The organism is Nostoc sp. C96 (genome assembly GCF_059384975.1).
The window spans coordinates 6465424-6491474 of record NZ_CM182020.1 but is presented as its reverse complement, the minus strand read 5'-3'; the positions used below and the strand labels follow the sequence as shown (position 1 = coordinate 6491474).

Here is a 26051-nt window from a genome sequence, read left to right as displayed (position 1 = left end):
GAATGTACAGTTTAGATGTTAACTTTCTCAAAGACCGCCCGATTTATCAAAATAAAAGTGACAAAAAAGGGGGTCGAAAACTTCCGGCGGGAGATCCTAAACCAATTTTTTTGGGAGTTGGATTAGGCTTATGTTTACCTATTTTTGCAGGGGCTGGTTGGTGGATACTGCAAAGTAAAAATGGTGAACTAGAGCAGAACATAGCACAGCTACAGCAAGAAGTCACTAAATTAGACACAGAAATAGGAAATGTTAACAAAATCAAGGAAGAAACGAATGCAGTTAAAGGGGAAACCCAAAGTTTAGTAACTGTATTTGACCAAATTCGGCCTTGGTCAGCAATGTTACAAGATTTGCGCGATCGCATTCCCGGTGCAGTACAAATTGAGAACGTCAAACAAATTCCACCCACGCCAGCCGCAGAAGATCCAACCTCCAAGTAATCCAGCTGGTGGGATCGAAATCACCGGAGTAGCGCGGTCTTTTAACGATGTCAATGACTTCTTATTGAGTCTGCAACAGTCTCAATTTTTGAAAGCTTCAGACAGCAGAATTACCACTGCAAGCTTAATAGATGCACCGCTACCACCAACTACGAATACATCTAAAGTTCCCATCAAACCGCCGCAAATAGTTAAATACACCATCCAATCGAGTTTAAGTGATGTTCCAGCTTCCGAATTAGTCAGGGAGTTAGAACAAAAAGGCACGATAGGACTAGTAGCTCGAATTCGCACTATGCAACAAACAGGAGTCATCCCGAAATGACGCTGAGTGAAGATTTGAATTTCGCCGATCAGGGCGAGGAATTTGATTCAGGTGCATCGCCCTACCCCGTAGTGTTTGGTATTAGCTTCACTCCCCAAATTATTGGCATAATCGCGGGAGTAGTGGGGCTGTTTGGGGCTTTATTTATACTGCTCAACATGGTGATGCCAGCATGGGACAACTATCAACAGCAGCAAGCAAAAAGTGGGGAACTACAAGGCCAAATTGACCAGAAAAAAGCCATCCTCAAACAAATCGACCAAGTAAAAAAAGACTTGGCTGATGCAAAACAACAAAAAATTCAGGTTTTAGGCTTGTTTTCTAACGAAAAAACTTTAGATACTTTGCTACTAGATTTAAATCGATTAGTTGAGTCTGGTAATGCTCAAGTTCCACCTAATGCTGTTAAAGCCAAACTCCAAAAGTTTACACCAACGACCAATAAAGCAGAACCGATTACAGATGGCTCTTTGGGTGTAGCAGTCGATAACAAACTGAAACGTATAAGCATAAATGTCGAGTTTGTTGGTACTTATGAGCAAACTCAATCTATTCTGCGAAATATAGAGCGTTTACAGCCTTTGTTAATAGTTAGAGATTATCAGTCAGTATTAGCTCCAGTACAAGCTAATACCCAATCAGGCAAAGTCATACGTCAAGTAGGGCCTCCGCCAATTACTACATCTTTCCAATTACAGGCTTTAATACCACTTACGCCAGAAGAATTGGCTGCGGCCGTGCCTAAAGCGCCGCCTAAATGATAGTGCTGTTAGCGGTAGCGGTGCGTTTAGCTCGTACTGAGTTATGAGTGTTGAGTACTTTGTCTCAACAAGTGTTGCTTAAAAATGTTTATAAAGTGAGGAATGAACTGTGAAACAGCTTCACGGTAATAGATTAATGTTGGGTGCTGCTGCTTTGACATTTTTGGCAGCACAACCAGGGTGGGCGCAGGTAACGCAAGTTAATGATGTCAAGTTAAATGCTGTTGATGGCGGCATTAACGTTGTTTTAAAAACATCTTTAGGTTCTCGCCCACAAGTTTTTACGACTAAAAGAGGTAAAACTTTAGTTTCAGATATTATTAATGCTCAACTACGTTTACCACAAAGGGGTAACTTCCGTCAAGATAAACCTGCATCGGGAATTGCTTCTGTTGAAGTTGTGCAACTAGATGCTAATAGCATTCGGGTGATAGTCACTGGTGACAACGATGCACCAGGTGGCCAACCAGTAGTGCGAAAAGATGACAGAATCACCCTCGGCTTTACCCCATCAACAGGAACCACCGCATCAGCGCCATCTGCAAATGTGCCTGTGCCAGTGCAACCAAATCAAAAGCCAGATGTTCTTGTTCCTAACCCAGAAATTAGTATTGATGGCAGAACTGCTCAAGCCGCTGGCCCTGGTCAACCAGCCAGCCAAGCTCCGCCTTTTTTGCCTAGAGCCGTCGCGCCACCGGTGGGAGATATTGCAGTTTCGGCTACAGATGCTTCTCCGAGTGTGATTGATTTAGGAACCCAAGAACGTGTTCCTAGGTTGGTGCTGCGAGATGCACCAGTGCGGGAAGTTTTATCACTTTTGGCTCGTGCAGCTAATCTGAATTTGGCTTATATCAGTGGTGATCCTGCTGGAGGCCAGCAAGGTGCTGCTCCTACTGCCGCAGGCTCTCAAACAATCTCTTTAGATATAGAGAACGAGCCTGTACAAGATGTGTTTAACTATGTCTTGCGTTTAAGTGGTTTAGAAGCTAACCGCAATGGTCGTACAGTTTTTGTTGGGACTAAACTACCTAATTCAACTCGTGATGTTGTTGTGCGTAGCTTGCGGCTAAATCAGGTAAACGTGGGAGTTGCGTTGAACTTTTTAGTTGGGATGGGGGCTGAAAGTGCAGTCACCAGAGAACGTCAAGTAACCAATGTTACTGCTGTGCCTGTGGGCGCTGGCGCTAACCCAGTTACTCAAAGTCAGACAACAACAGAAACAAGAATTGAACGTCTCACTCTTGATGATTCTAAATACACAACACCTTTATTACGAGGTTTACAGGCATTAGGAGACGAACGAACAAATTCTATAACCTTAATTGGCCCTGCCAAACAGATTGATATAGCAATTTCTCAATTAACACAGCTTGATATTCGTCGTCGTCAAGTGGCAGTTAACGTCAAAATTGTCGATGTTAACCTTTTAAATACTCATAACACTAACACCAGTTTTTCTTTTGGTATTGGCAATAACTTTTTTGTGAATGATGGCGGTGCTGCATCTTTGAATTTTGGGGGTTCTCGACCAGCTACTAGTGCTGAAGCAAGCAGCAGTGTAACTAGTACACCAGTCATTACAAACCCAGTTCAAGGATCGCCCTTCTTAGATCCAAATAATACTGTATCTATTCCAGGAACTAGCCCAGGTACTGTAGTAGTAGACGCAAATGGTAACGTCACCAGAGTAGCTAATTCAGGATCTGCTACCTTCTATCAACCTATTGCACCTACAGGAAACCCTTTACAACCAGGTTTTTCCAATATCACTCCAGCGACAGATACTGTCATTACAAGAAACGCTGATGGTACATCGACGGTTTCACAAGGCGCTCTTGGTACAGCTACTACCTCTTTGCCAACTTTATTTCAATTCCCCAAACGTTTCTTAGCTAGTTTGCAAGCTCAGGTGACAAGTGGTAATGCCAAGATTTTGACAGACCCAACATTAATTGTCCAAGAAGGACAAACTGCTAACGTCAATCTAACTCAAGAAGTCGTAGGAAATATTAAAAATGAAGTAACTCGTGGTGCTGATACTGCCATACAAACAGTTACTGCTGAGAAAACCAGTGTGGGTCTAACTCTAGCTGTGAAAGTTGACAGAATTGATGACAATGGTTTTGTTTCATTATCTGTAGCACCTATTGTCAAAGCTCCACAATCTTCAGCGGAAATTAATCTTGGAGGAAGTAGTAGGCAAACTATATTTTTAGTCTCGGAGCGATCGCTCAATTCTGGGTTGATTCGTTTACGTGATGGTCAGACATTAATTCTTTCAGGGATTATTCAAGACCAAGACAGAGTAACTGTTTCTAAAATTCCTATTTTGGGAGATTTACCACTGATTGGTTCACTGTTTAGAAGAACAAACAAAAATAATCAGCGTAATGAGGTAATTGTGTTACTCACACCTCAAGTTATGGATGATTCGGAGAACTCTTCTTACGGCTATAACTATACTCCTAGCCCAGAGGTGCGGCAAATTCTTGAGCGCCGTGGTTTGAGTGCGCCTAAAAGGTAAGCTGTTAGAAAAACGATAATATCAACGAAAAGCAAAGATATCCGACTTCTTGAAGAAGTCGGATATCTATTTGTTTATGAAGTCAGTCAAAATTGAGTCGATGCAGGAACAGTTTTACGCTGCAACAGACATTCTATCTTGTTCACGAGCATCAACTACCAAAACTAAGCATAAAGCTGCGATCGCTTTTTGCCATTCTTTTCTCACTCGTGCATCTTCTACACCATCAAATAAACTTATCAAGCGGGGAACTGAAGTTTCTAAGGCCGGATGAGGTACTGGACGGTGTAATTCAACTAAGTGAGTTAAACTTTCTTGATTGTTGATAAAACCAATTACCCATGCTGTTGCGTGATCTGGACTTGCGGGAACACGTTTAACGCCTAACTCATTTTTTAGCCAGTTGTAAAAAGGTGGTAATTCTTGGGCTAGAACTGCTCCGGCTGTTGGTAATGTTTGCTTGAGCAAGCTAATATCTAAATCTGCTAATTCTTGTTGTAATTCAGGTAAAACAAGCACTTCATTCAGCGATTTTGACAATATCGATTCTAGTTGTGCTTGGGAAAAATTTAAATGTTGTGCGAACGTTATATGTAGCGAGTTCATGTTTGAAACACCTAGAAATCAATAGTTCAGTTTTGCTGGATTTGGGCAGCAAAGTTATGATTCAAATATAGATAACTTAGAGGTTTTATTTTAGTATCTCAAGGAATATAGGATTGTATTTAAAGGTTATAAAACCGCTATAAAAATGTATTGACTCATTCGTAGACAAAAATATACCCAGCTTCTTCAAAAAGTCGGGTATATAAATCTTTTAAATTGTAATAAATCAAATCGAATCGCTATCTCAATATTTTTTCAGAAAAACCATAGATATTTTGGATGTTGCTAATAAAATACCAGCTAGATGATGCTGTTACTCATGTGAGTGTAGAGCTTTGTTATCTGGTAAATTTCGAGGATTTTCGAGAGGTGGCTGCTTGATGATAGGCGTTTCTACTGGAGTAATTTTGAGAATGCTTTCTGGGGAATAACTACTACTTTGTTGCAAAAATCCGATTTCTCTTTCAAATTTTTCCCTTCCTTCTCTAAAAAAGCTGGATTCTCTAGGATGGTATATTCCATTAGCTACAGTTTCAGGGATCTGTTGAGCATTGACTGGAGTAATTAATGACAATGCTCCTGTCGTGACCAAGGTAGCTATAACGAGGCGGGGGGATATAGAATATTTCATCTTTTTTATGTTGTGCCAAACAGAGCTATATCAATCTGATTTGGTTCCTGAAATTATTTTCTCAGAAGGCAAGAGAGAACAGGAAAAACTTTGGCCGCTGTACGGAATTTTTACAAAAATTCCGTAGGAATCCTATAGACAGGATAGCATATATTGAGCATCGGACTTTTTGTTGTGCAACCAGTTGACTTTACTACCCTTAAATCTGCTTGTAGCGAACTACGCGCTTACTGGCTGCCATCGCGTTTAGAACAAGTTTATCAGCGCGATCGCTACACTATTGCTATTGCATTACGCACCCTGAAACAACGGGGCTGGCTGGAAATTTCTTGGCATCCCCAAGCTGCAAGAATTTGTATTGGTGATCCGCCACCGCGATCGCCTGATACTTTTACTTTTAGCCAACAACTAGTACACCAATTGGGTGGTTTGGCTTTAATCGGTATTGAAGCGATCGCCCCTTGGGAGAGGGCAATTGATTTACAATTTGCTCGTCGTCCGGGAGAATCTGCGCTGTATCACTTGTATGTGGAAATTATGGGCAAATACAGTAATGCCATTCTGACTGATGCCAATAATTTCATCATTACAGCTGCCCATCAAGTTAGTGAGCAGCAATCGAGTGTGCGACCAATTCAAACTGGACAGCTTTACGAATTTCCACCTAAACTGACTGGGCCTGTTCCCAGTTTGAGCGAATCTCCAGGACGTTGGCAAGAACGGGTGAGCTTGGTTCCTGGTGCAATTAAGCGCCAGCTAATCAAAAGTTATAGCGGGTTAAGTGCAGCACTGGTAGATTCTCTACTGTTGGCGGCGAGTATTGCACCAGAAACCACAACTGATCAACTTAACTCTGAAGATTGGCAAAAACTATTTCAATATTGGCAAGAATGGTTACAAGCTTTAGATTTAGATAAATTCCAACCAGCTTGGACAGCAACGGGTTACACGGTAATGGGTTGGGGTGCAGTTGCACCAGTTAAAGATACTCAATCATTGTTGAATAAGTATTATACTGACCAACTAAATCAACAGATATTTAGCCAATTACGCCATCAACTGACCCAGAAGTTACAAAATATTCTGACAAAGCTAAAAATTAAAGCGCAAGCTTTTACAATCCGGTTGCAGCAATCAGATCAAGCTGATGATTATCGCCAAAAAGCAGATTTGTTGATGGCTAACTTGCAAAATTGGGAACCGGGAATGAAAGAAATCACCCTACCTGATTTTGAGACAGGTGAACCTGTGGCGATCGCCCTCCAGCCTGATAAAAACGGTGTGCAGAATGCTCAATATTTTTACAAGCAGCACCAAAAACTCAAACGCGCTCGTTCCGCAGTGGAACCGCTATTGTTAGAAGTGCAGTCAGAGATTGATTATTTAGAGCAAGTAGAAGCTGCGATCGCGCAAATCGAAAACTACGAAACAGCCGAAGATTTGCAAGCTTTAGAAGAAATCCGCGATGAGCTAGTTGGACAAAAATATTTAGAAGACCCAGAATATCGGAATCGCAACGCTAACGAAACTGATATCACCAACTTCCGTCGTTATCGCACCCCTAACGGACGAGAAATCCTAATCGGTCGAAATAATCGCCAAAATGACCAACTAACTTTTCGTGTAGCGGGAGATTATGACTTGTGGTTCCACGCACAAGAAATTCCCGGAAGCCATCTCCTCATGCGTTTAGAACCCGGTACTGTTCCCGACTCAACTGATTTACAATATGCTGCAAACCTCGCCGCCTACTACAGCCGCGCTCGTCAAAGCGACCAAGTACCAGTAGTTTATACTCAGCCAAAACACGTTTATAAACCCAAAGGAGCCAAACCGGGAATTGCTATTTACAAACAAGAGCGTATTCTTTGGGGGAAGCCACAGTTAGTCAAAAGTCAAGGGTCAATGGTCAATGGTCAATCACCATAACCCTTCTATCTTCTGGTTTGTTGAAATATTCTCAAAGATGGAAGCCAAGCCCAAGTGGTTTTATCTTTTTTTAGTAAATTTTTAAGAAAAAACTGTGTTGGCTGTTACAATATTGTTAAGAAAAGTTGCCCGTTGCATTTTTGGGAACGCGCAATCGGGTTTTAACTCTATTGAGAAGACAACGCGAAAAAACATCTTATAGACCAGCTGTGGGAGGCTGGTCTTTTTATTTTTAAATGCTTACTAATAAATCTGTCTTTTGGCACTAGTGAAATAACTGAGAAACAGACCATGATGCTATCTGGAAAATCACTAAAAAGTGTGTAATTGATGACATTTGCAATTAGCAAACATTCATCCAAAACATTATTGAACGGGAGGATACTGCGTGAAAATTGGCGCTCACTACTTAGGTAACGGAGAGTGTGAGTTTACTGTTTGGTCTCCCACTTTAAACAGCATTGCAGTAGAAATTTTAACGCCAGAGCCGCAGTTAATTCCGCTGAAACCGCAGACAGAGGGATACTGGCAGTTAAAAGTAAATGATGTGTATCCAGGTACACTTTATCGATATAGATTAAATGACCAAGAAGCTTTTGCTGACCCAGCTTCGCAGTTTCAGCCCCAGGGTGTTCACGGGGCTTCTCAAGTTATAGATCATGAGTTTGAGTGGACAGATACAACTTGGGCTGGTGTTCCTTTGGAATCGATGATTTTCTATGAACTTCATGTAGGGACATTCACGCCGGAAGGAACTTTCGCAGCAATTATTCCCCGTTTACCAGAACTGCGGGAATTAGGAATTAACGCGATTGAAATTATGCCCATTGCCCAATTTCCAGGCGATACTCATATTCAGCCTGATTTGGCATACCGTAACTGGGGGTATGATGGCGTTTATCTTTATGCAGTACAAAATTCCTACGGTAGTCCAGCAGATTTAAAGCACTTTGTGAATGCTTGTCACGAAAATGGCATTGCTGTGGTGTTAGATGTGGTTTATAACCACTTTGGCCCAGAAGGTAATTATATGGGTCAGTTTGCGCCCTATTTTACGAGAACATATAAGACACCTTGGGGCAACGCAATGAATTTTGATGATGCTCATAGCCAAGGTGTACGCAATTATTTTATTGAAAATGCTTTGTATTGGTTGCGAGACTTTCACATAGATGCTTTGCGCCTAGATGCAATTCAAGCAATTTATGATTTGGGTGCAAAGCATTTTTTGTGGGAACTGGCGGAAGTTGTACATAACTTTTCTGGTGGGGAGACATGGAAACGTTATTTAATTGCGGAAAGTGATCTGAATAATCCACAAATCATCCGTCCGCCAGAATTGGGAGGATATGGAATTGATGCACAGTGGAGTGATGATTTTCACCACGCATTGCACACATTGTTAACAGGCGATCGCCAAGGTTATTATCAAGACTTCGGTAAATGTGCCGATTTAGCTAAAGCTTACCAAGATACTTTTGTCTATGATTGGCGGTATGCGCCACACCGTAAGCGTTTTCATGGGATATCATGCAGCGATCGCCCATTATCTCAGTTTTCAGTCTGTACTCAAAATCATGACCAAATAGGAAATCAAATGAAGGGGGAACGCTTATCTGAGCGAATTTCCTTTGCTGGTTTGAAATTAGCTGCTGGTGCGGTGTTGTTATCACCTTACTTACCGTTACTTTTCATGGGTGAAGAATATGGCGAAACTGCACCTTTTATCTATTTTGTCAGCCACTCTGACCCCGATTTAATTCAAGCTGTGCGTGCTGGACGCAAACAAGAGTTTGAAGCGTTCCACTATGAGGAAGACCCACCAGACCCAGAATCGGCGGAGACTTTTTTACAATGTAAATTGAATTGGGAATTGCGCCATGAAGGCCAGCACAAGGTTTTATGGGATTGGTATCGCCAATTAATTCATTTACGCAAAACTCATCCGGCGTTGTTGAACTATGACCGCAACAGTATTGCAGCAACTAGTGATGAAGACAAAAAATTAGTTGTATTGAGGCGTTGGTGTGAGTCGAAGGAAGTGATATTGGCGATGAATTTTAATTCGTCGTCGGTGGGGGTGAGTTTACCTATTCAGCAACGTGCGCGGAAGTTGTTGGACTCTGGTTGTGAGGCTGCGGAGTATTTGTCTGCGGGGGAAGAGGTTGTGTTAGAGGGTATGAGTTTGGTTTTGTATGAGGTTTAAGAGGTTTTTTTAACGCTGAGGTAGGCGCGGAGGGGCGCGGAGTTTTTTTTGAGTTTATTTATATTTAAGTGAAATTGTATGCGGATACCCAAGGCAACTTATAGGATTCAGTTTACACCCCAGTTTGGGTTTGATGATGCTAGAGCGATCGCAGCCTATTTATCAGATTTAGGTATTTCTGATTTATATGCTTCACCAATTTTTAAGGCGAGGACTGGTAGTACACATGGTTATGATGTGGTAGACGCTACGCAGTTAAATCCGCAATTGGGAACTACGGAAGATTTTGAGGTGTTGGTTGCTCAATTACAGTCTCTTGGTATGGGTTGGCTACAGGATATTGTGCCGAATCATAATGCTTATAGTAGCGAAAATCCCTATTTAATGGATGTGTTGGAGCATGGTGCAGATTCTAGTTATACAGACTATTTTGATGTTTGCTGGAATTCTCCTTTTGCTAATAGTCAAGAGCGCATTCTTGCTCCTTTGTTGGGAGATTTTTATGGTGAAGCTCTGGAAAAGGGAGATATTCAACTGCAATATGAGCAACATGGTTTAACTGTGAACTATTACAGTTTAAAATTACCTTTGCGTTTGGAGTCTTACAGCAAATTTCTGACTTACAATTTAGGGAAACTTACGCGTACACTAGGCAGAAATCATCCTGATTTTATTAAACTTTTAGGCATTCTCTATATTCTCAAAAGTGTTCCCTCGGAAGTTGCGGGGAAGCAACGTCAAGACCAGATTGCTTTTATTAAAGGTTTGATTTGGGAACTCTACAGCAGTAATGATGATATCCAAGAATTCATTACAGAAAATCTGAAAATATTTAATGGAGAGCCAGGTAATTCTGAAAGTTTTAACTTACTAGATGACTTACTCAACGACCAGTTTTATCGTCTCGCTTTCTGGAAGGTTGGCGCGGAGGAAATGAACTATCGTCGTTTCTTTACTGTTAACGAACTTATCTCCGTTAAAGTTGAAGAAATGCGCGTGTTTAACAATACTCATAGTTTAATTCATAAACTTGTCGAAGAGGGCGTATTTACTGGATTAAGAATTGATCATATTGATGGACTATATAACCCGACGCAGTATTTAGAAAGACTGCGGGAAAAAATGGGTGATGTTTATATCACTGTCGAGAAGATTTTAGAACTCACAGAAGATTTACCGAATTATTGGCAGATTCAAGGTACATCAGGATATGACTTTTTGAATTATGTCAATGGTGTATTTTGTCAAGTTCAAAATGAAATCTCATTTGATAAGATATATAGTTCATTTATCGGTTCACGCTTTAATTATTCATCACTTGTGCAAGAGAAAAAACATCTAATTCTCGAAAAGAATTTAGCAGGTGATGTGGATAATTTAGCCAGCTTACTGAAGAATATTGCCAGTAAATATCGCTATGGTAATGATTTTACATTGAATGGATTGAAACGAGCGATCGCCGAAGTCCTGATGTTATTCCCCATCTACCGTACTTATATCACTCCCGATGCAATTCCAGATAGCGATAAAGCCTGCATTCAAACAGTAATTAACACAGCAAGAAAACAAGTACCTCTGTTACAGCATGAAATGAACTTTTTAGAAAAAGTTATGCTGTTGCAGTTTGATGAGTCTCTCACCCAAACAGAAAAAGAACAGTGGATTTATTTTGTCTTGCGGATGCAGCAATATACTGGCCCACTCATGGCTAAAGGTGTTGAAGATACTACTTTATATGTTTATAACCGACTAATTTCGCTCAACGAAGTCGGCGGAAATCCTAGTCATTTTGGAATTACTATCGAGCAATTTCATAACTTTAACCAACAGCATCAAGCGAATTGGCCTCACACCATGAACGCCACCGCTACCCATGACACCAAACGCGGTGAAGATGTCAGAGCTAGGTTAAATGTGTTGTCAGAAATTCCCCAAGAATGGGAACAACAAGTAAATAGATGGAGTGAACTCAATCAACAACATCGTAGCCTTGTTGATCGCAACGATGAATATTTTCTCTATCAAACCCTAGTCGGCACATTTCCCTTTGCGGAACACGAACAAGCCTCTTTTGTCGAACGGGTGCAAGAATATATGATTAAAGCCATCCGGGAAGCAAAAGTTCACACTGCATGGTTGCGTCCTGATGATGAATACGAAGTAGCTTGTACAACTTTTATTCAGAAAATCCTTGACCCCAACTTATCACCGCAATTTCTCGAAAACTTCCGCCCTTTTCAACAGAAAATTGCCGAATATGGCATATTTAACGCCCTTTCTCAAACTCTCCTCAAAATTACTGCGCCTGGTGTCCCCGACTTCTACCAAGGAACAGAACTCTGGGATTTAAGTTTAGTTGATCCAGATAACCGCCGTCCCGTAGATTTTGAATTACGACGTGGTTACTTAAGTACCATCCAGAAGCACATCAAAACCGATATTCTGGGCTTAATTGCAGAACTCCTAACCAATAAAACCGACGGGAGAATCAAACTTTTCTTAACTCTACAAGCACTCACAGCCAGAATAAAATATCTCTCATTATTCCAAAACGGCGAATATCGACCAATAGAAGTTCACGGAACCCACGCCAACCATATCATCGCCTTTGCCAGACAACATAACAATCATACTGCGATCGCCATTGTCCCCCGTTTCCTCACAACTCTCATCCAACCCGGACAACTTCCACTAGGTGAGTCAATCTGGCAAGATACACACCTAAAACTCCCCACCAAAACTTGGCAAAACCTCCTCACCCACCAAACCCTACAAACCGAAAACACCCTACCCATCGCCACCGCCCTCTCCCACCTCCCCGTAGCCCTATTAATTGCTGAATAACTTATACAACCAACGTAATCAAAAAATCTCTCTTTCACCCTCTCCGCGCACCTCCGCGCCAACCTTTGCGTACCTTTGCGTTAAAAAACATGACCCAAAAACTTACCAGCCCACCAATAACCGCCGTCCGTACCTACATCAAACAAACCTGGAAAACCCTCACCCGTTCCCACCACCATTTATTAGAATCAGCCCAAGACACCAAACTAGAACATAAACCCAACACCCCGTGGTTAGTTTACATCTCCCCCCAAGAAGACTGTAATACAGTCAAGTCTGTATTAGAGCGATCGCTATCTGCTAAAGAAATGCAGCAAATAGAAATTCGCACCTTACCCAGCGAAGTCGAAGCCATCGAAGAACACGGGTTGTTATATCTCCCTGGCGCTTATGTTGTTCCTGGCGGGCGTTTTAATGAAATGTATGGCTGGGATAGCTATTTTATTCTGCTCGGTTTACTGCGGGATGAAGAATGGAAACTAGCCCAAAGTCAAGTTGATCAATTACTTTATCAAGTCCAGCATTACGGCACTATCCTCAATGCTAACCGTACCTATATGCTGACGCGATCGCAACCCCCCGTCCTGAGTATGATGGTGCTGGCATTGTTCCAACACACCCAAGACCAAGCATGGTTAAAATCAACCCTGCCATTATTAGAACAATTTTATTACTACTGGGTAGTCCCGCCCCATCTCAATTCGGCAACAGGCTTATCGAGATACTATGCTTTAGGCGAAGGGCCAGCACCGGAAGTTTTGTTTTCGGAACTGGATGAAGCCGGATGTAACCACTATGAACGCGTCAAGGAATATTATCAACAATTTGAAATTGATGACTATGATGTGAGTCTGTTTTATAACCGCGAAACAGACGAACTCACAGACTTATTTTACAAAGGCGATCGCTCTATGCGCGAGTCTGGGTTTGATATCACCAACCGCTTTGGCCCCTTTAGTGTTGATATCATCCACTATGCGCCAGTGTGCTTAAACAGTCTGCTTTATCAAATGGAACAAGATTTAGCAGAAATTCACGAAATTTTAGGGAATCCTGAACTTGGACAACAATGGAGCGATCGCGCCAGTCTCCGGCGTGAGCGTATCAATCAATATTTATGGGATGAAGACAAAGGACTTTATTTAGACTATCACTTCCACAGTGACCAACGTCGTCATTATGAGTTTGCTACTACCTTCTATCCTCTATGGACAGGACTGGCTTCTCCTGCACAGGCTCAACGAATTGTCCAAAATCTGAGTTTATTTACTGCACCAGGGGGAATTTTCACCAGTACCCGTGTTACCGGAAATCAATGGGATGCGCCTTTTGGCTGGGGGCCACTAACATTGATTGCTGTCCAAGGACTTTGCCGTTATGGATATGATGCAGAGGGTCATGATATTGCTGATAAGTTTTTAACTATGGCGATTAAAGAATTTACCCGATGTGGTTTTTTCGTGGAAAAATATGACGTTGAGCGATGTTCTGCTCAAGTTTCTGACGAGATTTGCTTTGGTTACAGTTCTAATGAAATAGGTTTTGGTTGGACTAATGGAGTTATTTTAGAACTTTTGGCGCTGCAATCATTGGACTTAAGGGATTAATCAACCGCAGAGGCGCAGAGTTCACACAGAAAAGCAGTTTGAGAGGTTTTTTGTGTAAGTGATAAACCCCACAAAAAAGTAATTGAGGATAAGTCACTAGCCTATCCTCAATCAAATCATCAAAATTCAGCTTTAGCGTTTTACCACTACTAAAGTCCCTGGCTTCGTCCAGTTGTACAATTTCCGCGCCTGCTTCACTGGCAAATTCACACAACCGTGGCTGACTGGAGTGCCAAAACGGTTATGCCAATAAGCACCATGAATCGCATAGCCTTCATAGAAATACATTGCATAAGGAACATCAGGAATGTCGTAGCCGCTACCCCGCATTCTATTGGTGCGATACTTCGACTGAATATGAAACCTACCAACGGGTGTAGGAGTAGCGCGTTTACCTGTAGATACAGGAAAGTTGTAAACCAGCTTTTCGCCATCCCATGCACGTAAGCGTTGCTGGGATAAATCAATTTCAATCCGGCGAGGTTGGGATACTTGTCTACTGTCAGATATTTGGATGCTGTTGTTATTGAGCGACGCGGCTGTAGCTATCACAGAATTGGGGTCAGCTGTTGGTAGCGCCGAGGAGAAAAAAGTTGCTAACAGCAGCACTACACCTGTACAAAAATTTCCTGAGCGACGAATTCCAACATTACTAGCGTGGGTTCGCATTCTGCATCACCTTCTAACAACGCGAAAAATATGTTGTAGTTTTCATAAACGTTACAAATTGCCAAAACAATTCCTTGTTTATGGAATATCTACGCGGATGTTCCGCCAATACACTAATACCAGTATCAGGTGAGACTAATACAGCAGCTACGTACCAAGGTTGGATCTTTTAACTAGGTCGAAAGAAGTAAGAATGTCAGGTTTTTCCTCACTTATACCCCTACATTTCTATACCTTCGTGCCTAGAGTTGATTTTTCCTCCCACTGCTCAAAACTCTCGAACCTTGGTTTGAGTGTTGACGGCGATTTATTTCACATTTGGAGTTGAAAAAGTGCAAACTACTGAATTTGATATTTGCACTTGGAGTTTTACACAGGACTTACGCAAAAATATATGGGCTGACTAGAGTACTCTAGTCTTCTATTTCTTACTTCAAGTGAAGTTGTTGCGATTCCGGAGCCGGAATCAGTAATGTCTTGATTTGCTGTGATTTGCCTGCTTATACCATTTCACGAAAAAAATGATATAGATTTATAGGTTTTTCATTCTTTCCCCCTGCTCCCTGCTCCCTGCCCCCTGCGGTCTATTTGTATCAAACTTAAAGTGAAACGGTATTACTTGTGGATGACCACAGGGGTTCCTAAAGATGCCCAATTGAATAGCCATTTAGCATGGTTAGGTGCGACGTTGATGCAACCGTGACTTACTGGAGTGCCGAATTTTTTATGCCAGTAGGCTCCGTGAATTCCGTAGTTACCTTGGTAAAACATTGCATAGGGAACGTTGGGAACGTCATAGTCTCTGCCGCGCATTCGGGTTGATTTATGCTTAGATTGAATCTTAAAGCTACCTATCCTCGTGGGAGTAGATTGTTTACCAGTGGAAATAGTAACTGCATAAACAGGTTTTTTTCCTTCCCATGCGGTTAATCTTTGGGTTGACAGGTTAATTTGAATCCAACGTTGGTCTGATTTTTGCAGAGTTTGGATTGTTTGTTTAACTGTCTCGTTTTTGCCACTAGCTGTGACTGTATTTGTGCTAATCCCAATCACGCTCAAACATATTGCCGCACCTATAACCATTTTTTTGAAGTGGCAGATGGGGTGAGAATTAATCAGACTTTTCATGATGTATGCAGTTGCAAGAGGGAGTCTTAAGAATTTTTTCCTTTTTACTTTGTAGCCTAAAAATTCAGTAAGTGTGTATTTTGCTACGCTAAATCCTGTATTAGGTTACTAGCATGTTGAGCGATCGCTTGCCAATTTTCTGCAATCACCAACTTTTTCGGAAATAATTCACTACTCAAGCCCACCGCCACAGCCCCCGCTTGGATAAATTCTGGAGCATTTTCTAGAGTCACGCCACCTGTAGGAATTAAAGGAATATGACCCAATGGAGCTTGTAAACTTTTGATATAACTGGCTCCTCCCAAAGCTTGCACAGGAAACACCTTCACACAACTAGCGCCTTGTTGCCAAGCAGTCACAATTTCTGTAGGAGTCAACGCTCCTGGAATGATCGGCACTTCTTTTGTCACGGCGGCTGCAATCATTTCTAAATCAATATGAGGGGAAAATAAAAATTGCGCTCCAGAAGCGATCGCATCTTGTAACTGCTGCACGTTGAACAATGTACCGGTACCAACTAGACAATCAGGTAATTTCATGCGTAATTTAGCGATCAATTCTGCGGCGCGATCGCTATTCCAGGTAATCTCTATTAGCTGCATTCCCCCAGATGCTACCGCCATTGCCATCTGCTCTCCTAATTCTATTTTTGATGCACGGATAACGGCGATCGCTCTGTTTTTTCGCAACTTTGATAACCAATCTTGATTAGACATTCTCGCTGGGACTTGAAATAAGGCATTAAATTCTTCACTACCAGCGTGACACATCATCCAGGGGAAACGGGGCAAGGTAAATACTCTGCGGAAAACTTGCCTGTTGCCTCAAGCTATGCGATATTTAATATACATCACTAACTCTATCGAAATACCGTATTTAATATCTAGCCGTAAAAGGTAGTAAAAATGGCAATTGCACAGCAAAACACAGCATCCTTGACTATCAGCTTAAATAATTCTCAAAATATTCATCAAATCTGGCAGCCAGCGCTGTTGGGAACAGTATTTATCCGGCGCTTGTGGTGGCACACTAAAAGCTACGGAATAGTTTTCAGCATTATGTTTTTAACCTTAATGAGCCTAATTTTCCTCAGTATTCATTGGTCTTATCGTCACCTGCTGATATTTACCACACCGCCAGATGAATTGGATATGGAGAGTAGTAAGTGAGTGAAAGAACAAAGCTGCGGGTTGTATCTTACTTAGCGCCTAATTGGTTCTGGTTTTACGAAGCTATTGTGGCTTATCTAGGTCGGATTTTGGCAGTAGAAACCCAACTACAAGCAAGTCAATATGACCCACTAGCAGACCCAATACTATTAACAGACCAGCTAGACCTAGCATTTATTTGTGGTTTACCTCTGGTCAGATACGGTCAAGTGGTGGCAAATAGGTTGCAACCTGTAGTTGCGCCAGTTATGGAAGCACCACGCTATCAAAATCGTCCGGTTTACTTTACGGATGTGATTGTCAATGCAAACAGCCATTTATCCAGCTTTGCAGATTTAGCTGGTAAAGTTCTGTGTTACAACGACCCTGGCTCTAATAGTGGCTATAATCTACTACGACATCGGTTATTACAAGACAAACACCCAAAAAACTTTTTTGGACAGACAATACAATCGGGGTTTCATCAGTGTTCAATCCGTTGGGTAATTGATGGACTGGCGGATTGTGCAGGTATTGATAGTGTAGTCTTGGAGCAAGAACTACGAGATTGTCTCGATTTATCTCAGCATATACGAGTAGTAGAATCTATCGGCCCATGTCCGATGCCGCCTTTAGTCGCTGCCCAACATTTAGATCAATCCTTGGTTCAGCAGGTGCAAGCGGCGTTACTTCAACCAGATGCAGAACTCCAAACCGCAATGAAAAAAGTTGGCGTGAAGCGTTTCGCATCTGTGGATTGGTCAGATTATCAAGCGATCGCGAAAATTTACAATACTGCAATTCAGGCAGGTTATGAGGTAATTGGTTAGCGATCGCTAGTAATATACTAAATATTTAAATCACGCAGAGCTAAACGAATTTGTTCTAAACGTCTGCGGTTCACACCAAGATCAGACTGTCCAACGCGAGATGCAGAACGGATATGAATCACTGACTCATCAGTAGGAAAATAAAACTCTACATCATCAATAAATCTAAATATCCGGCTTTTAGAAAGAGCATGGATGTAATTATCTGTCTGTTCTATCACCTCTGTGCGCGGAACAACAGTGAGAACTTTGAGTAAGGTGGCTCGTGCTGTCTCGCGGTCTACATGATAAGCGATCGCATCAATGCTATGTTCGGCATCAGCGTCTTGACTAACAACGCAATTTGGGGAACTCGGACAAGAAGTTAGATGACCATGATCAACTCCCAAGTTAGAAGAGTCTGCCCAAGTAGCCGCAGGTAGGATAAAACTACTAACTATGGTGATAAATAGGACAACAGCCATCTTTAACAGATGTCTTTGGGCGATTGCTGTAAGCGAATGAATCATGATCAATCTAGGCCTCAAGCTGGAAATAGTACTCAATTATTGTCGGTCATTGAGGATACCTGCTACGAGTTGTTGTGAAGTAGTTACCTTTTCTTTTGCAGTAGCAATGGCATAAACCTGAGTTTGTTTTTCACTATGCCAAATTGCATCTCGATATATCTGCTCAAATAAGACTCGTTGAGCATGACTACCACCTATCCGATGCAGTAATGGTAAGACGATTTTTAATTCAGATTTAGCGATGGAATACTCACCTTTTGCATGGGCAATCATCCCTCTGGCTGCCGGAATTGCGACTTTTAACCAGTTCTGACGCAAGTATGGATTAATGCTCTGAGAATGTTTTTGCATACTCAGATACATCTCATTTACCCAGTCAAATCGTCTAGCTCTGGCTAAGGCATAGATATAGTGCAAATCTTGAAAGGGTAAAGCATGTTCATCAATCCGCGGCAACAAATAAGTGCTTAAATCTTGCCAACGATTACCGACATTAACTCCGCGCAACTCTAGCCTTAACAACAATGCGATCGCTCCTACCTGATCTTTGGGAGATTCTTTGGTTGCCCGACCCCACACATGAGTATCGTATATAGCTAATACCTTCTGCATATCACCTCGCTCTAGGTAATAAAGCGCTATATGCCACCAATTGTGTGTGTACAACATAGAGTTGCAGTTTTCCCAGGTATCAGCCAGGCTTTCCATCCAAGCGATACCCTCATCTACTCTGCCTTGAGTTTCCATAACGTGGGCAACTGCATGATGCGCCCAAGGATCATAGCGATTGATGGTGGTTGCTTTTCGACCCATTGCTTCGGCTTGTTCTAGTTGATGGCATTGTTCTAAACCAAAGGCCACCATACCGTATAAATAATGATTTTCTGGATTAGCAATTAGAACGTTTTGGGCAATTTTGAGTAATCTTTCTTTATCGCCTAAATAGAAGTAGTGATATTGTCCCTGCTGTACCGAAATTAAATCACGCGGATAATTTGCGGCTAATTCTTCGTGTAAGGCGATCGCTTGATCAATTGCTCCCATCGCCCAAGCGGCGATCGCTTGAATATACAATCGTTCTCGTTTTGTGATTCCGACTAAATGGCATTGAGCCGCTTGCAAATAAGGTCTAGCTTGCTTCCACGCCTGAGCATTTTCTTGCGTCAGATAATAGGCCGCTGTATAGGCATAAACCATTGCACAACCTGGATCTGCTTTCACACCTTCAAGAATCACAGCTTCAATATCTTTGCCATAACTGAGGGATTGTTCCATAAACTGGTTGATGGCTGCGATCGCTGCTGGTGAATCGGTTGTTACTTCAAGTCCTTGCGCGTCTTTTAGCATTGTTTATTCCTGGCTGTACGGTTAGCAACGGGTCAAACGCTTGTCCACCCGCCAAACTTTCAAAGTCTAAACACCACTAACTCGATAGATTTACCGTATTTATTGTTTTGAGTATGTCACAACAAAGGTAAAAATCGCAAGGCCATATTGAAAGTTTTCTCAGCTACGTCTTTCTCCAGAAAGATTAATCTATCTAGCACCATGCACCATTAGTCAGATGGAAGAGGAGTAAGAAATTTTTATGCTGAAGCAAGCAACGCCATTTACTAGACCTGCCTTGTCTTTGCGCCTTTGCGCCTACCCTGCGGGAAGCCGCTACCGCGTCTATGCGTGAGACAAAAAATATTTATGCAAGTGGTCTAATACCATTTCACGAAAAAAATGAGACAAATTGATGGGTTTTTCATTCTTTCCCCCTGCTCCCCGCCCCCTGCCCCCTGCGGTCTATTTGTATCAAACTTAAAGTGAAACGGTATAAGCGATGAGTCTTAGCTAACACTTGTGAAGAAATGGGTGAACCACCAAAGACTTTTACTTCTACTCTCTAATTTCATCATGGATTCAATCTATGACAGAGAATTTTGATCAGATGAGGATAGGAACCCGGTTAGCAAGAAATTGGTGGACACTCGCATTGCGCGGAACACTCGCTATCATATTTGGCGTAACCGCACTATTTTGGCCGGGAATTACTTTAACAGCTTTGGTATTTCTGTTTGCTGCCTTTGCGCTAGGTGGTGGAATATTATTAGCGATCGCCGGATTTAAAGATCATCTTGGCAATATCCACGGATGGTTGTTGGTAATAGAAGGCGCAATTGGTGTTGCAGTTGGAGTTATGGCATTTATTTGGCCAGGAATCACTGCATTAATTTTGCTTTATTTAATAGCTACTTGGGCAATTATTACTGGCATATTCGAGATTATTGCAGCCAATCAGCTGCGCCAAGACATTGAAAATGAATGGTTGCTCATAGCAGCTGGTATTGCATCCCTAATTTTTGGCGTTCTGCTGATTATTTGGCCTATAGCTGGAGCATTAGCAATTTTATGGATAATTGCTGCTTATGCGATTGTCTTTGGAGTTCTGATGTTGTTGTTGGCTTTAAGGCTACGCAAGTGGGGAGAACAACGCAGACTATTGTAAGCTTGCATAAATATGTAGAGATGCTGCATGACAACATCTCTACATATCGGCAAATCTTCAACCTTTAATTAGGTACAGCCACTGTAGCTGCATCCGCTACTTGCTTATCCTGATGTTCAGAGACAATTTGTCGAAATTGTTCTCCGTCAATTGTTTCTTGCTCAATCAAAGTTTCTACTAAATGGTCAACTAATGTGCGGTTTTCTTGAATCAGGTGTTTTGCGGTGTCGTAGCATTGGCTGACAATTTCCCGCACTTTCCGATCAATTTGAGAGGCAATTTCTTCGGAATATTCGGATTTGTTCATCCAGTCACGCCCCAGAAATACTTCACTGTTGGGAGATTCTAAAGAAAACTGGCCAATTTCCGACATCCCATACTGTGTTACCATCTGTCGCGCTATGGATGTGGCATATTCTAATTTACGGTTTTCGCGCATCCCACCAGTGACTTCCGGTAAACCAAAAATGACTTCTTCGGCGGCTCTACCACCTAAGACAGCGGTAATTCTGGCTTTTAGTTGCGATCGCGACATCAGAAAATGCTCTTCATCAGGGGTGAACCAGGTTAAACCCCGTGACTGTCCCCGCGGAATCAATGATACTTTTTGTACTGGGTCATGGTCTTTGAGCAAGGTTCCAACTATGGCATAGCCAACTTCGTGATAGCCAATTAAGCGTTTAATTTTGCTATCGACTAGGGGTGTACCTTCCATCCCCGCGACTACACGGTCAACTGCATCGTTGATTTCTAAGATGGTGATTGCATCTTTGCGTCTTCTGGCGGTGAGAATTGCTGCTTCGTTGAGTAAGTTGGCTAAATCTGCACCAGTAAACCCAGGTGTACGACGAGCGATCGCATCTAATGACACACTCTCGTCAATTTTCTTATTGCGGGCGTGAACTTGCAATATTTCTAATCGCCCCTTTAAATCTGGTGCATCAACAATTACTTGTCTGTCAAAACGTCCTGGACGCAGTAAGGCTGCATCTAAAACATCGGGACGGTTAGTAGCGGCAATAATAATGATGCCAGTATTACCTTCAAAACCATCCATTTCGGTCAGCAACTGGTTGAGAGTTTGTTCTCGTTCATCGTTACCGCCACCAATCCCCGCACCCCGTTGTCTACCCACAGCGTCGATTTCATCAATAAATATGAGACAAGGTGCATTTTCTTTGGCTTTCTTAAACAAATCACGGACGCGGGAAGCACCCACACCAACAAACATTTCCACAAATTCTGAGCCGGAAATGCTGAAAAACGGTACACTAGCTTCCCCGGCGATCGCTTTGGCAAGTAAGGTTTTACCTGTACCTGGTGGCCCTACTAATAAAACGCCCTTGGGAATACGTGCGCCGACAGCGGTAAATCTTTCTGGCTGCTTCAAAAAAGTAACAACTTCTTGTAGTTCTTCTTTCGCTTCTTCCACACCTGCCACATCGTCAAATTTTACGCCTGTTTTGGCTTCCATTTGAAAACGCGCTCTGGATTTACCAAAGTTCATGGCTTGGCTGGAGGAATTTGTCGAACGACGCAGGAATAGTAACATTAAAGCTACTAAAGGCAAAATCCACATGAGGTTAATTAACAAACCGACTGCGGCTCGACTGTTAGCCGAGGATACCTCACCAAACTCGACGTTTTTCGCTTTGAGTTTATTAATTAACTCTGTATTTTGATTTAAAAGTCTGACTTGTAGGGGTGGTGTATCTGGCTTCTGCCCTTGTAAATATACTTTGGCTGTTTGTTCGGTTTCGTCTAACTCGACTTTTTTGACTTCGCCTTTTTCGGTTCTTCTAATCAACTCACCATAACTTATTTCGCGCTCTGCTCTTTGTGCCAAGGCAGGTGTCCCGCCAACAATATTTGGCAACATCATTAAACTGGCGATTAGCGCCCCAGACCAAGCAACAGATTTTGGCGATCGCTTTTGGTTCATTTTGCCTAACTCTGGCTTGGCCGTAGTTGATTTGATTATGGGCGATCGCTGTTGCATCAATGCCTTTCTCCTGAAAATTTTCATATTATTTACCCTTTGTCTGCTGGCATGAGCTTCGCGCTGGTTTTATGCCTATTTTTCTAGCAAAAATTGTAATAACTGGAAATCACTGTTTTTATCTAGTCTAACTTCATCACCAAACTATTCCCTACTCTCTTTACCCATGCTACTCAAGGAATCCTATCTTAGTCGGATAAATTATACTCCTGGGTAGGATGTTGATAAACAAAGCTTGGCCGACTATAAACATTAGTACAATTTTTATGGCTTTTTTCTCTCTAATAACTCGGTATTAGACAAATTTGACTGCGAAACCATAACTCGCTATGATAAACATAGTCGTAATGACTACGACTTGTAATCATATTTTTGTACTGATGATTCATTAGTATTATTCTTTCTTAATTTCAGACTTCAGACTTCATATTTGTAATGGATGGGGAAATTATGGTCAGGATTGTGGGCATTGCTGGTAGTTTAAGACCTAACTCTTATACACAGTTAGCGTTACAAGTCGCAGCACAAAGGTTACAAGCCATAGGTGCAGATGTAGAAATTTTAGATTTACGGCAATTACAGCTACCATTTTGCAACGGTGAAAAAGAATATCCAGAATACCCAGATGTGCAGCGCTTACGTGAGACTGTCAGTGGTGCTGACGGATTAATTTTGGCGACACCAGAATATCATGGTGGCGTGAGTGGCGTGCTGAAAAATGCCCTTGATTTAATGAGTTTTACAGAACTGTCAGGGAAAGTTACAGGACTAATTAGCGTTTTGGGGGGTCAATCTAATAGCAACGCCCTCAATGATTTACGGTTAATTGTCCGCTGGGTGCATGGTTGGGTAATTCCTGAACAAATTGCCATTGGACAAGCCTGGAGTGCTTTTAACCCGGAAGGTAAGTTGTTAGATGAAAAACTCTCTCAAAGATTTGACGAATTTGCTCAAAGTTTAGTTGATAGTACTCGCAAGCTCAAAGGCATCAATTAAAGTTGTAGGGTGAGCAAAATCTTGCTCACCCTACAGGCTCAAGTCTTGAACATGCTGGTAACTCATTTTTTCAGTTTTATTAATTAAATTTATTTTCTGCTGGGAATCAGCTAATTCTTAATGTATTTTTTGCTACATCTTTAAATTTAAATTACCTGAGTAAGCAGATAGTTTATTTTACTTAAAACTAGGCGATCGCAGTCCCTGTCACCGATATCGCTGGTTTACCATATCTACAGGCGATCGCCCTCTACATCTTAAATTTTGTTGTCTTCAGCCAAGCTGTATTAAAATTAAGTTAAATTTAATTAAGAATCTTTTCATCGGCACATAATTAATGGTGACGCGTGATTAGACATCAAATTAAACAAAATGGATTAATAAACATCCGTTGCAAACTAAATCTAGTCACAAAGTGAGGCCATATCGTGCGGAAGATGATTCCCTTGATAAATGCCAAGCTGTGGAGTCACTAGAAATGATTAATTGTATTGGCAGAGGCAAATTAAGATGAAATTCTCTTGGAGAGTCCTGGTACTCTGGACATTGCCTGCTTTGGTAATTGGCTTTTTCTTCTGGCAAGGAGCATTTGCGAACGCTCCTGCGGATATGGGTAAGAATGCCGCCAATACCCGCATGACGTATGGCCGTTTTCTAGAATACTTGGATGCCGATCGCGTCACTAGCGTAGATCTGTATGAAGGCGGTAGAACAGCAATTGTCGAAGCTATCGATCCAGATATCGAAAATCGCATTCAGCGGTGGCGGGTAGATCTGCCAATTAGCGCTCCTGAGTTAATTAGCAAGCTTAAAGAAAAACAAATTAGTTTTGATGCTCACCCCATGCGTAATGATGGCGCAATCTGGGGATTATTAGGCAATCTTGTTTTCCCAATTTTATTGATAACTGGGTTGTTCTTTTTGTTCCGGCGCTCCAGCAACCTGCCTGGTGGCCCTGGACAAGCCATGAGCTTTGGTAAATCCAGAGCGCGTTTTCAAATGGAAGCCAAAACAGGTGTGAAATTTGATGACGTGGCTGGTATTGAAGAAGCCAAAGAAGAACTACAAGAAGTTGTGACCTTCCTCAAACAACCAGAAAGATTTACCGCTGTCGGCGCACGTATTCCCAAGGGCGTTTTATTAGTAGGGCCTCCAGGTACAGGTAAAACCTTACTTGCCAAAGCGATCGCTGGGGAAGCTGGTGTACCTTTCTTTAGCATTTCCGGTTCCGAATTTGTGGAAATGTTTGTTGGTGTGGGTGCTTCCCGCGTCCGTGACTTGTTTAAAAAAGCCAAAGATAACGCTCCTTGTATCATCTTCATCGATGAAATCGACGCTGTGGGTAGACAGCGGGGTGCGGGGATTGGTGGCGGTAACGATGAACGGGAACAAACCCTCAACCAGTTGCTGACCGAAATGGATGGTTTTGAAGGCAATACTGGCATCATTATTATTGCCGCTACTAACCGTCCCGACGTATTAGATTCAGCCTTGTTACGTCCAGGACGTTTTGACAGACAAGTAACTGTCGATGCACCAGACATCAAAGGCCGTTTGGAAATTCTGCAAGTTCATGCACGCAACAAAAAATTAGACACCAGTGTGTCATTAGATGCGATCGCTCGTCGTACACCTGGGTTTACTGGTGCTGACTTAGCCAACTTACTCAACGAAGCCGCCATTCTCACCGCCAGAAGACGTAAGGAAGCCATCACTCTGCGGGAAATTGATGATGCAGTTGACCGCGTAGTCGCGGGGATGGAAGGTACACCCTTAGTAGATAGCAAGAGCAAACGCTTAATTGCTTACCACGAAATCGGTCACGCTTTGGTGGGTACTTTGCTCAAAGACCATGACCCAGTACAAAAAGTTACTTTGATTCCGCGGGGACAAGCACAGGGTTTAACTTGGTTCACTCCCAACGAAGAACAAGGATTAATTTCTCGCTCTCAACTAAAAGCCAGAATTACTGGTGCTTTAGGTGGTCGTGCGGCGGAAGAAGTAGTTTTTGGTGCGGCGGAAGTGACAACTGGTGCTGGTGGAGACTTGCAGCAATTGTCAGGAATGGCGCGACAAATGGTTACTCGGTTTGGGATGTCTGATTTAGGGCCACTTTCCTTGGAAAGCCAACAAGGCGAAGTATTCCTCGGTCGTGATTGGACAACCCGCTCTGAATATTCAGAGGCGATCGCATCTCGGATTGATGCTCAAGTGCGGGCGATTGTTGAAGAATGCTATGAAAATGCCAAGAAAATCATGCGTGAAAATCGCACTGTGACAGACCGCATCGTTGATTTGCTGATTGAAAAAGAAACAATTGATGGCGAAGAATTTCGTCAGATTGTGGCTGAATATACTGATGTACCTGAAAAACAACAGTATGTACCGCAGCTGTAATTCCT

Annotated in this window: 19 protein-coding genes and 1 pseudogene; 12 read left to right on the top strand and 8 right to left on the bottom strand. The window is 42.2% G+C overall.

The annotated features are described in order from the left end of the window. Window positions 1–2 precede the first annotated feature (2 nt). The 3 genes and pseudogenes from AC504W_RS27630 to AC504W_RS27620 all read left to right on the top strand — a co-directional run bounded on the left by AC504W_RS27630 (window position 3) and on the right by AC504W_RS27620 (window position 4053). Window positions 3–768, top strand: a pseudogene (locus tag AC504W_RS27630) (PilN domain-containing protein). Continuing rightward, window positions 765–1529 carry a pilus assembly protein PilO gene (locus tag AC504W_RS27625; protein ID WP_494875457.1) on the top strand — a complete coding sequence of 255 codons (765 nt, stop codon included), beginning with the start codon at window positions 765–767 and terminating at the stop codon, window positions 1527–1529. The pseudogene AC504W_RS27630 and the gene AC504W_RS27625 overlap by 4 nt, the downstream one beginning before the upstream one ends. A gap of 109 nt (window positions 1530–1638) precedes the next feature. Further along, complete coding sequence (locus tag AC504W_RS27620; RefSeq protein ID WP_494875456.1) at window positions 1639–4053, top strand: secretin GspD/PilQ domain-containing protein; 2415 nt, start codon at window positions 1639–1641, stop codon at window positions 4051–4053. 114 nt (window positions 4054–4167) lie between these two features. Here the strand turns inward: AC504W_RS27620 and AC504W_RS27615 are convergent, their stop codons facing one another. Both AC504W_RS27615 and AC504W_RS27610 read right to left on the bottom strand, forming a co-directional pair. Continuing rightward, a complete protein-coding gene (locus tag AC504W_RS27615) occupies window positions 4168–4659 on the bottom strand; it encodes a hypothetical protein (RefSeq protein WP_494875455.1) in 492 nt (163 codons plus the stop codon). 313 nt (window positions 4660–4972) lie between these two features. Beyond that, window positions 4973–5290, bottom strand: a complete 318-nt coding sequence (locus AC504W_RS27610) for a hypothetical protein (protein WP_494875454.1) — start codon at window positions 5288–5290, stop codon at window positions 4973–4975. Between the two features lie 174 nt (window positions 5291–5464). Here AC504W_RS27610 and AC504W_RS27605 point away from each other — a divergent pair, with 174 nt between their 5' ends. From AC504W_RS27605 to AC504W_RS27590, 4 genes are all read left to right on the top strand, one after another. Continuing rightward, window positions 5465–7219: an Rqc2 family fibronectin-binding protein gene (locus AC504W_RS27605; RefSeq protein ID WP_494875453.1), complete on the top strand. Its 1755-nt coding sequence runs from the start codon at window positions 5465–5467 to the stop codon at window positions 7217–7219. Between the two features lie 388 nt (window positions 7220–7607). Next, a complete protein-coding gene (gene treZ, locus AC504W_RS27600) occupies window positions 7608–9425 on the top strand; it encodes a malto-oligosyltrehalose trehalohydrolase (protein ID WP_494875452.1) in 1818 nt (605 codons plus the stop codon). Between the two features lie 78 nt (window positions 9426–9503). Then, on the top strand, window positions 9504–12269 hold the full coding sequence (treY, locus tag AC504W_RS27595) for a malto-oligosyltrehalose synthase (protein WP_494875451.1): 2766 nt from the start codon (window positions 9504–9506) through the stop codon (window positions 12267–12269). 89 nt (window positions 12270–12358) lie between these two features. Beyond that, a complete protein-coding gene (locus AC504W_RS27590; RefSeq protein WP_494875449.1) occupies window positions 12359–13876 on the top strand; it encodes a trehalase family glycosidase in 1518 nt (505 codons plus the stop codon). 132 nt (window positions 13877–14008) lie between these two features. Here the strand turns inward: AC504W_RS27590 and AC504W_RS27585 are convergent, their stop codons facing one another. From AC504W_RS27585 to AC504W_RS27575, 3 genes are all read right to left on the bottom strand, one after another. Then, window positions 14009–14545 carry a L,D-transpeptidase gene (locus tag AC504W_RS27585; RefSeq protein ID WP_494875448.1) on the bottom strand — a complete coding sequence of 179 codons (537 nt, stop codon included), beginning with the start codon at window positions 14543–14545 and terminating at the stop codon, window positions 14009–14011. A 615-nt stretch (window positions 14546–15160) separates the two neighbouring features. After that, window positions 15161–15673, bottom strand: a complete 513-nt coding sequence (locus AC504W_RS27580; RefSeq protein WP_103123528.1) for a L,D-transpeptidase — start codon at window positions 15671–15673, stop codon at window positions 15161–15163. A gap of 83 nt (window positions 15674–15756) precedes the next feature. Further along, entirely contained in the window at window positions 15757–16389 is a 633-nt protein-coding gene (locus AC504W_RS27575) for a bifunctional 4-hydroxy-2-oxoglutarate aldolase/2-dehydro-3-deoxy-phosphogluconate aldolase (protein ID WP_494878794.1), read from the bottom strand. 189 nt (window positions 16390–16578) lie between these two features. On the opposite strand from AC504W_RS27575, the gene AC504W_RS27570 reads away from it, so the two are divergent. Together AC504W_RS27570 and AC504W_RS27565 are read left to right on the top strand one after the other, a co-directional pair. Continuing rightward, window positions 16579–16842: a hypothetical protein gene (locus AC504W_RS27570; protein WP_494875447.1), complete on the top strand. Its 264-nt coding sequence runs from the start codon at window positions 16579–16581 to the stop codon at window positions 16840–16842. Further along, window positions 16839–17651, top strand: coding sequence for a phosphate/phosphite/phosphonate ABC transporter substrate-binding protein (locus AC504W_RS27565; protein WP_494875445.1), 813 nt, complete (start codon window positions 16839–16841; stop codon window positions 17649–17651). Before AC504W_RS27570 ends, AC504W_RS27565 begins: the two co-directional genes overlap by 4 nt. A 17-nt stretch (window positions 17652–17668) precedes the next feature. On the opposite strand, the gene AC504W_RS27560 is transcribed toward AC504W_RS27565, so the two are convergent. Together AC504W_RS27560 and AC504W_RS27555 are read right to left on the bottom strand one after the other, a co-directional pair. Then, complete coding sequence (locus tag AC504W_RS27560) at window positions 17669–18160, bottom strand: DUF1499 domain-containing protein (RefSeq protein WP_494875444.1); 492 nt, start codon at window positions 18158–18160, stop codon at window positions 17669–17671. A gap of 36 nt (window positions 18161–18196) precedes the next feature. Then, the gene (locus tag AC504W_RS27555) at window positions 18197–19507 is read right to left on the bottom strand and encodes a tetratricopeptide repeat protein (protein ID WP_494875442.1); all 1311 of its coding nucleotides are present in this window, start codon (window positions 19505–19507) and stop codon (window positions 18197–18199) included. Between the two features lie 568 nt (window positions 19508–20075). Between AC504W_RS27555 and AC504W_RS27550 the strand changes: the two genes are divergently transcribed. Beyond that, a complete protein-coding gene (locus AC504W_RS27550) occupies window positions 20076–20654 on the top strand; it encodes an HdeD family acid-resistance protein (protein ID WP_494875441.1) in 579 nt (192 codons plus the stop codon). Window positions 20655–20718: 64 nt separating this feature from the next. On the opposite strand, the gene ftsH is transcribed toward AC504W_RS27550, so the two are convergent. Next, the gene (ftsH, locus tag AC504W_RS27545; RefSeq protein ID WP_494878792.1) at window positions 20719–22596 is read right to left on the bottom strand and encodes an ATP-dependent zinc metalloprotease FtsH; all 1878 of its coding nucleotides are present in this window, start codon (window positions 22594–22596) and stop codon (window positions 20719–20721) included. Window positions 22597–23103: 507 nt separating this feature from the next. On the opposite strand from ftsH, the gene AC504W_RS27540 reads away from it, so the two are divergent. Continuing rightward, window positions 23104–23649, top strand: a complete 546-nt coding sequence (locus AC504W_RS27540) for an NADPH-dependent FMN reductase (protein WP_494875439.1) — start codon at window positions 23104–23106, stop codon at window positions 23647–23649. Between the two features lie 510 nt (window positions 23650–24159). Further along, complete coding sequence (gene ftsH2 / locus AC504W_RS27535; protein ID WP_096581799.1) at window positions 24160–26046, top strand: ATP-dependent zinc metalloprotease FtsH2; 1887 nt, start codon at window positions 24160–24162, stop codon at window positions 26044–26046. Window positions 26047–26051 lie beyond the last annotated feature (5 nt).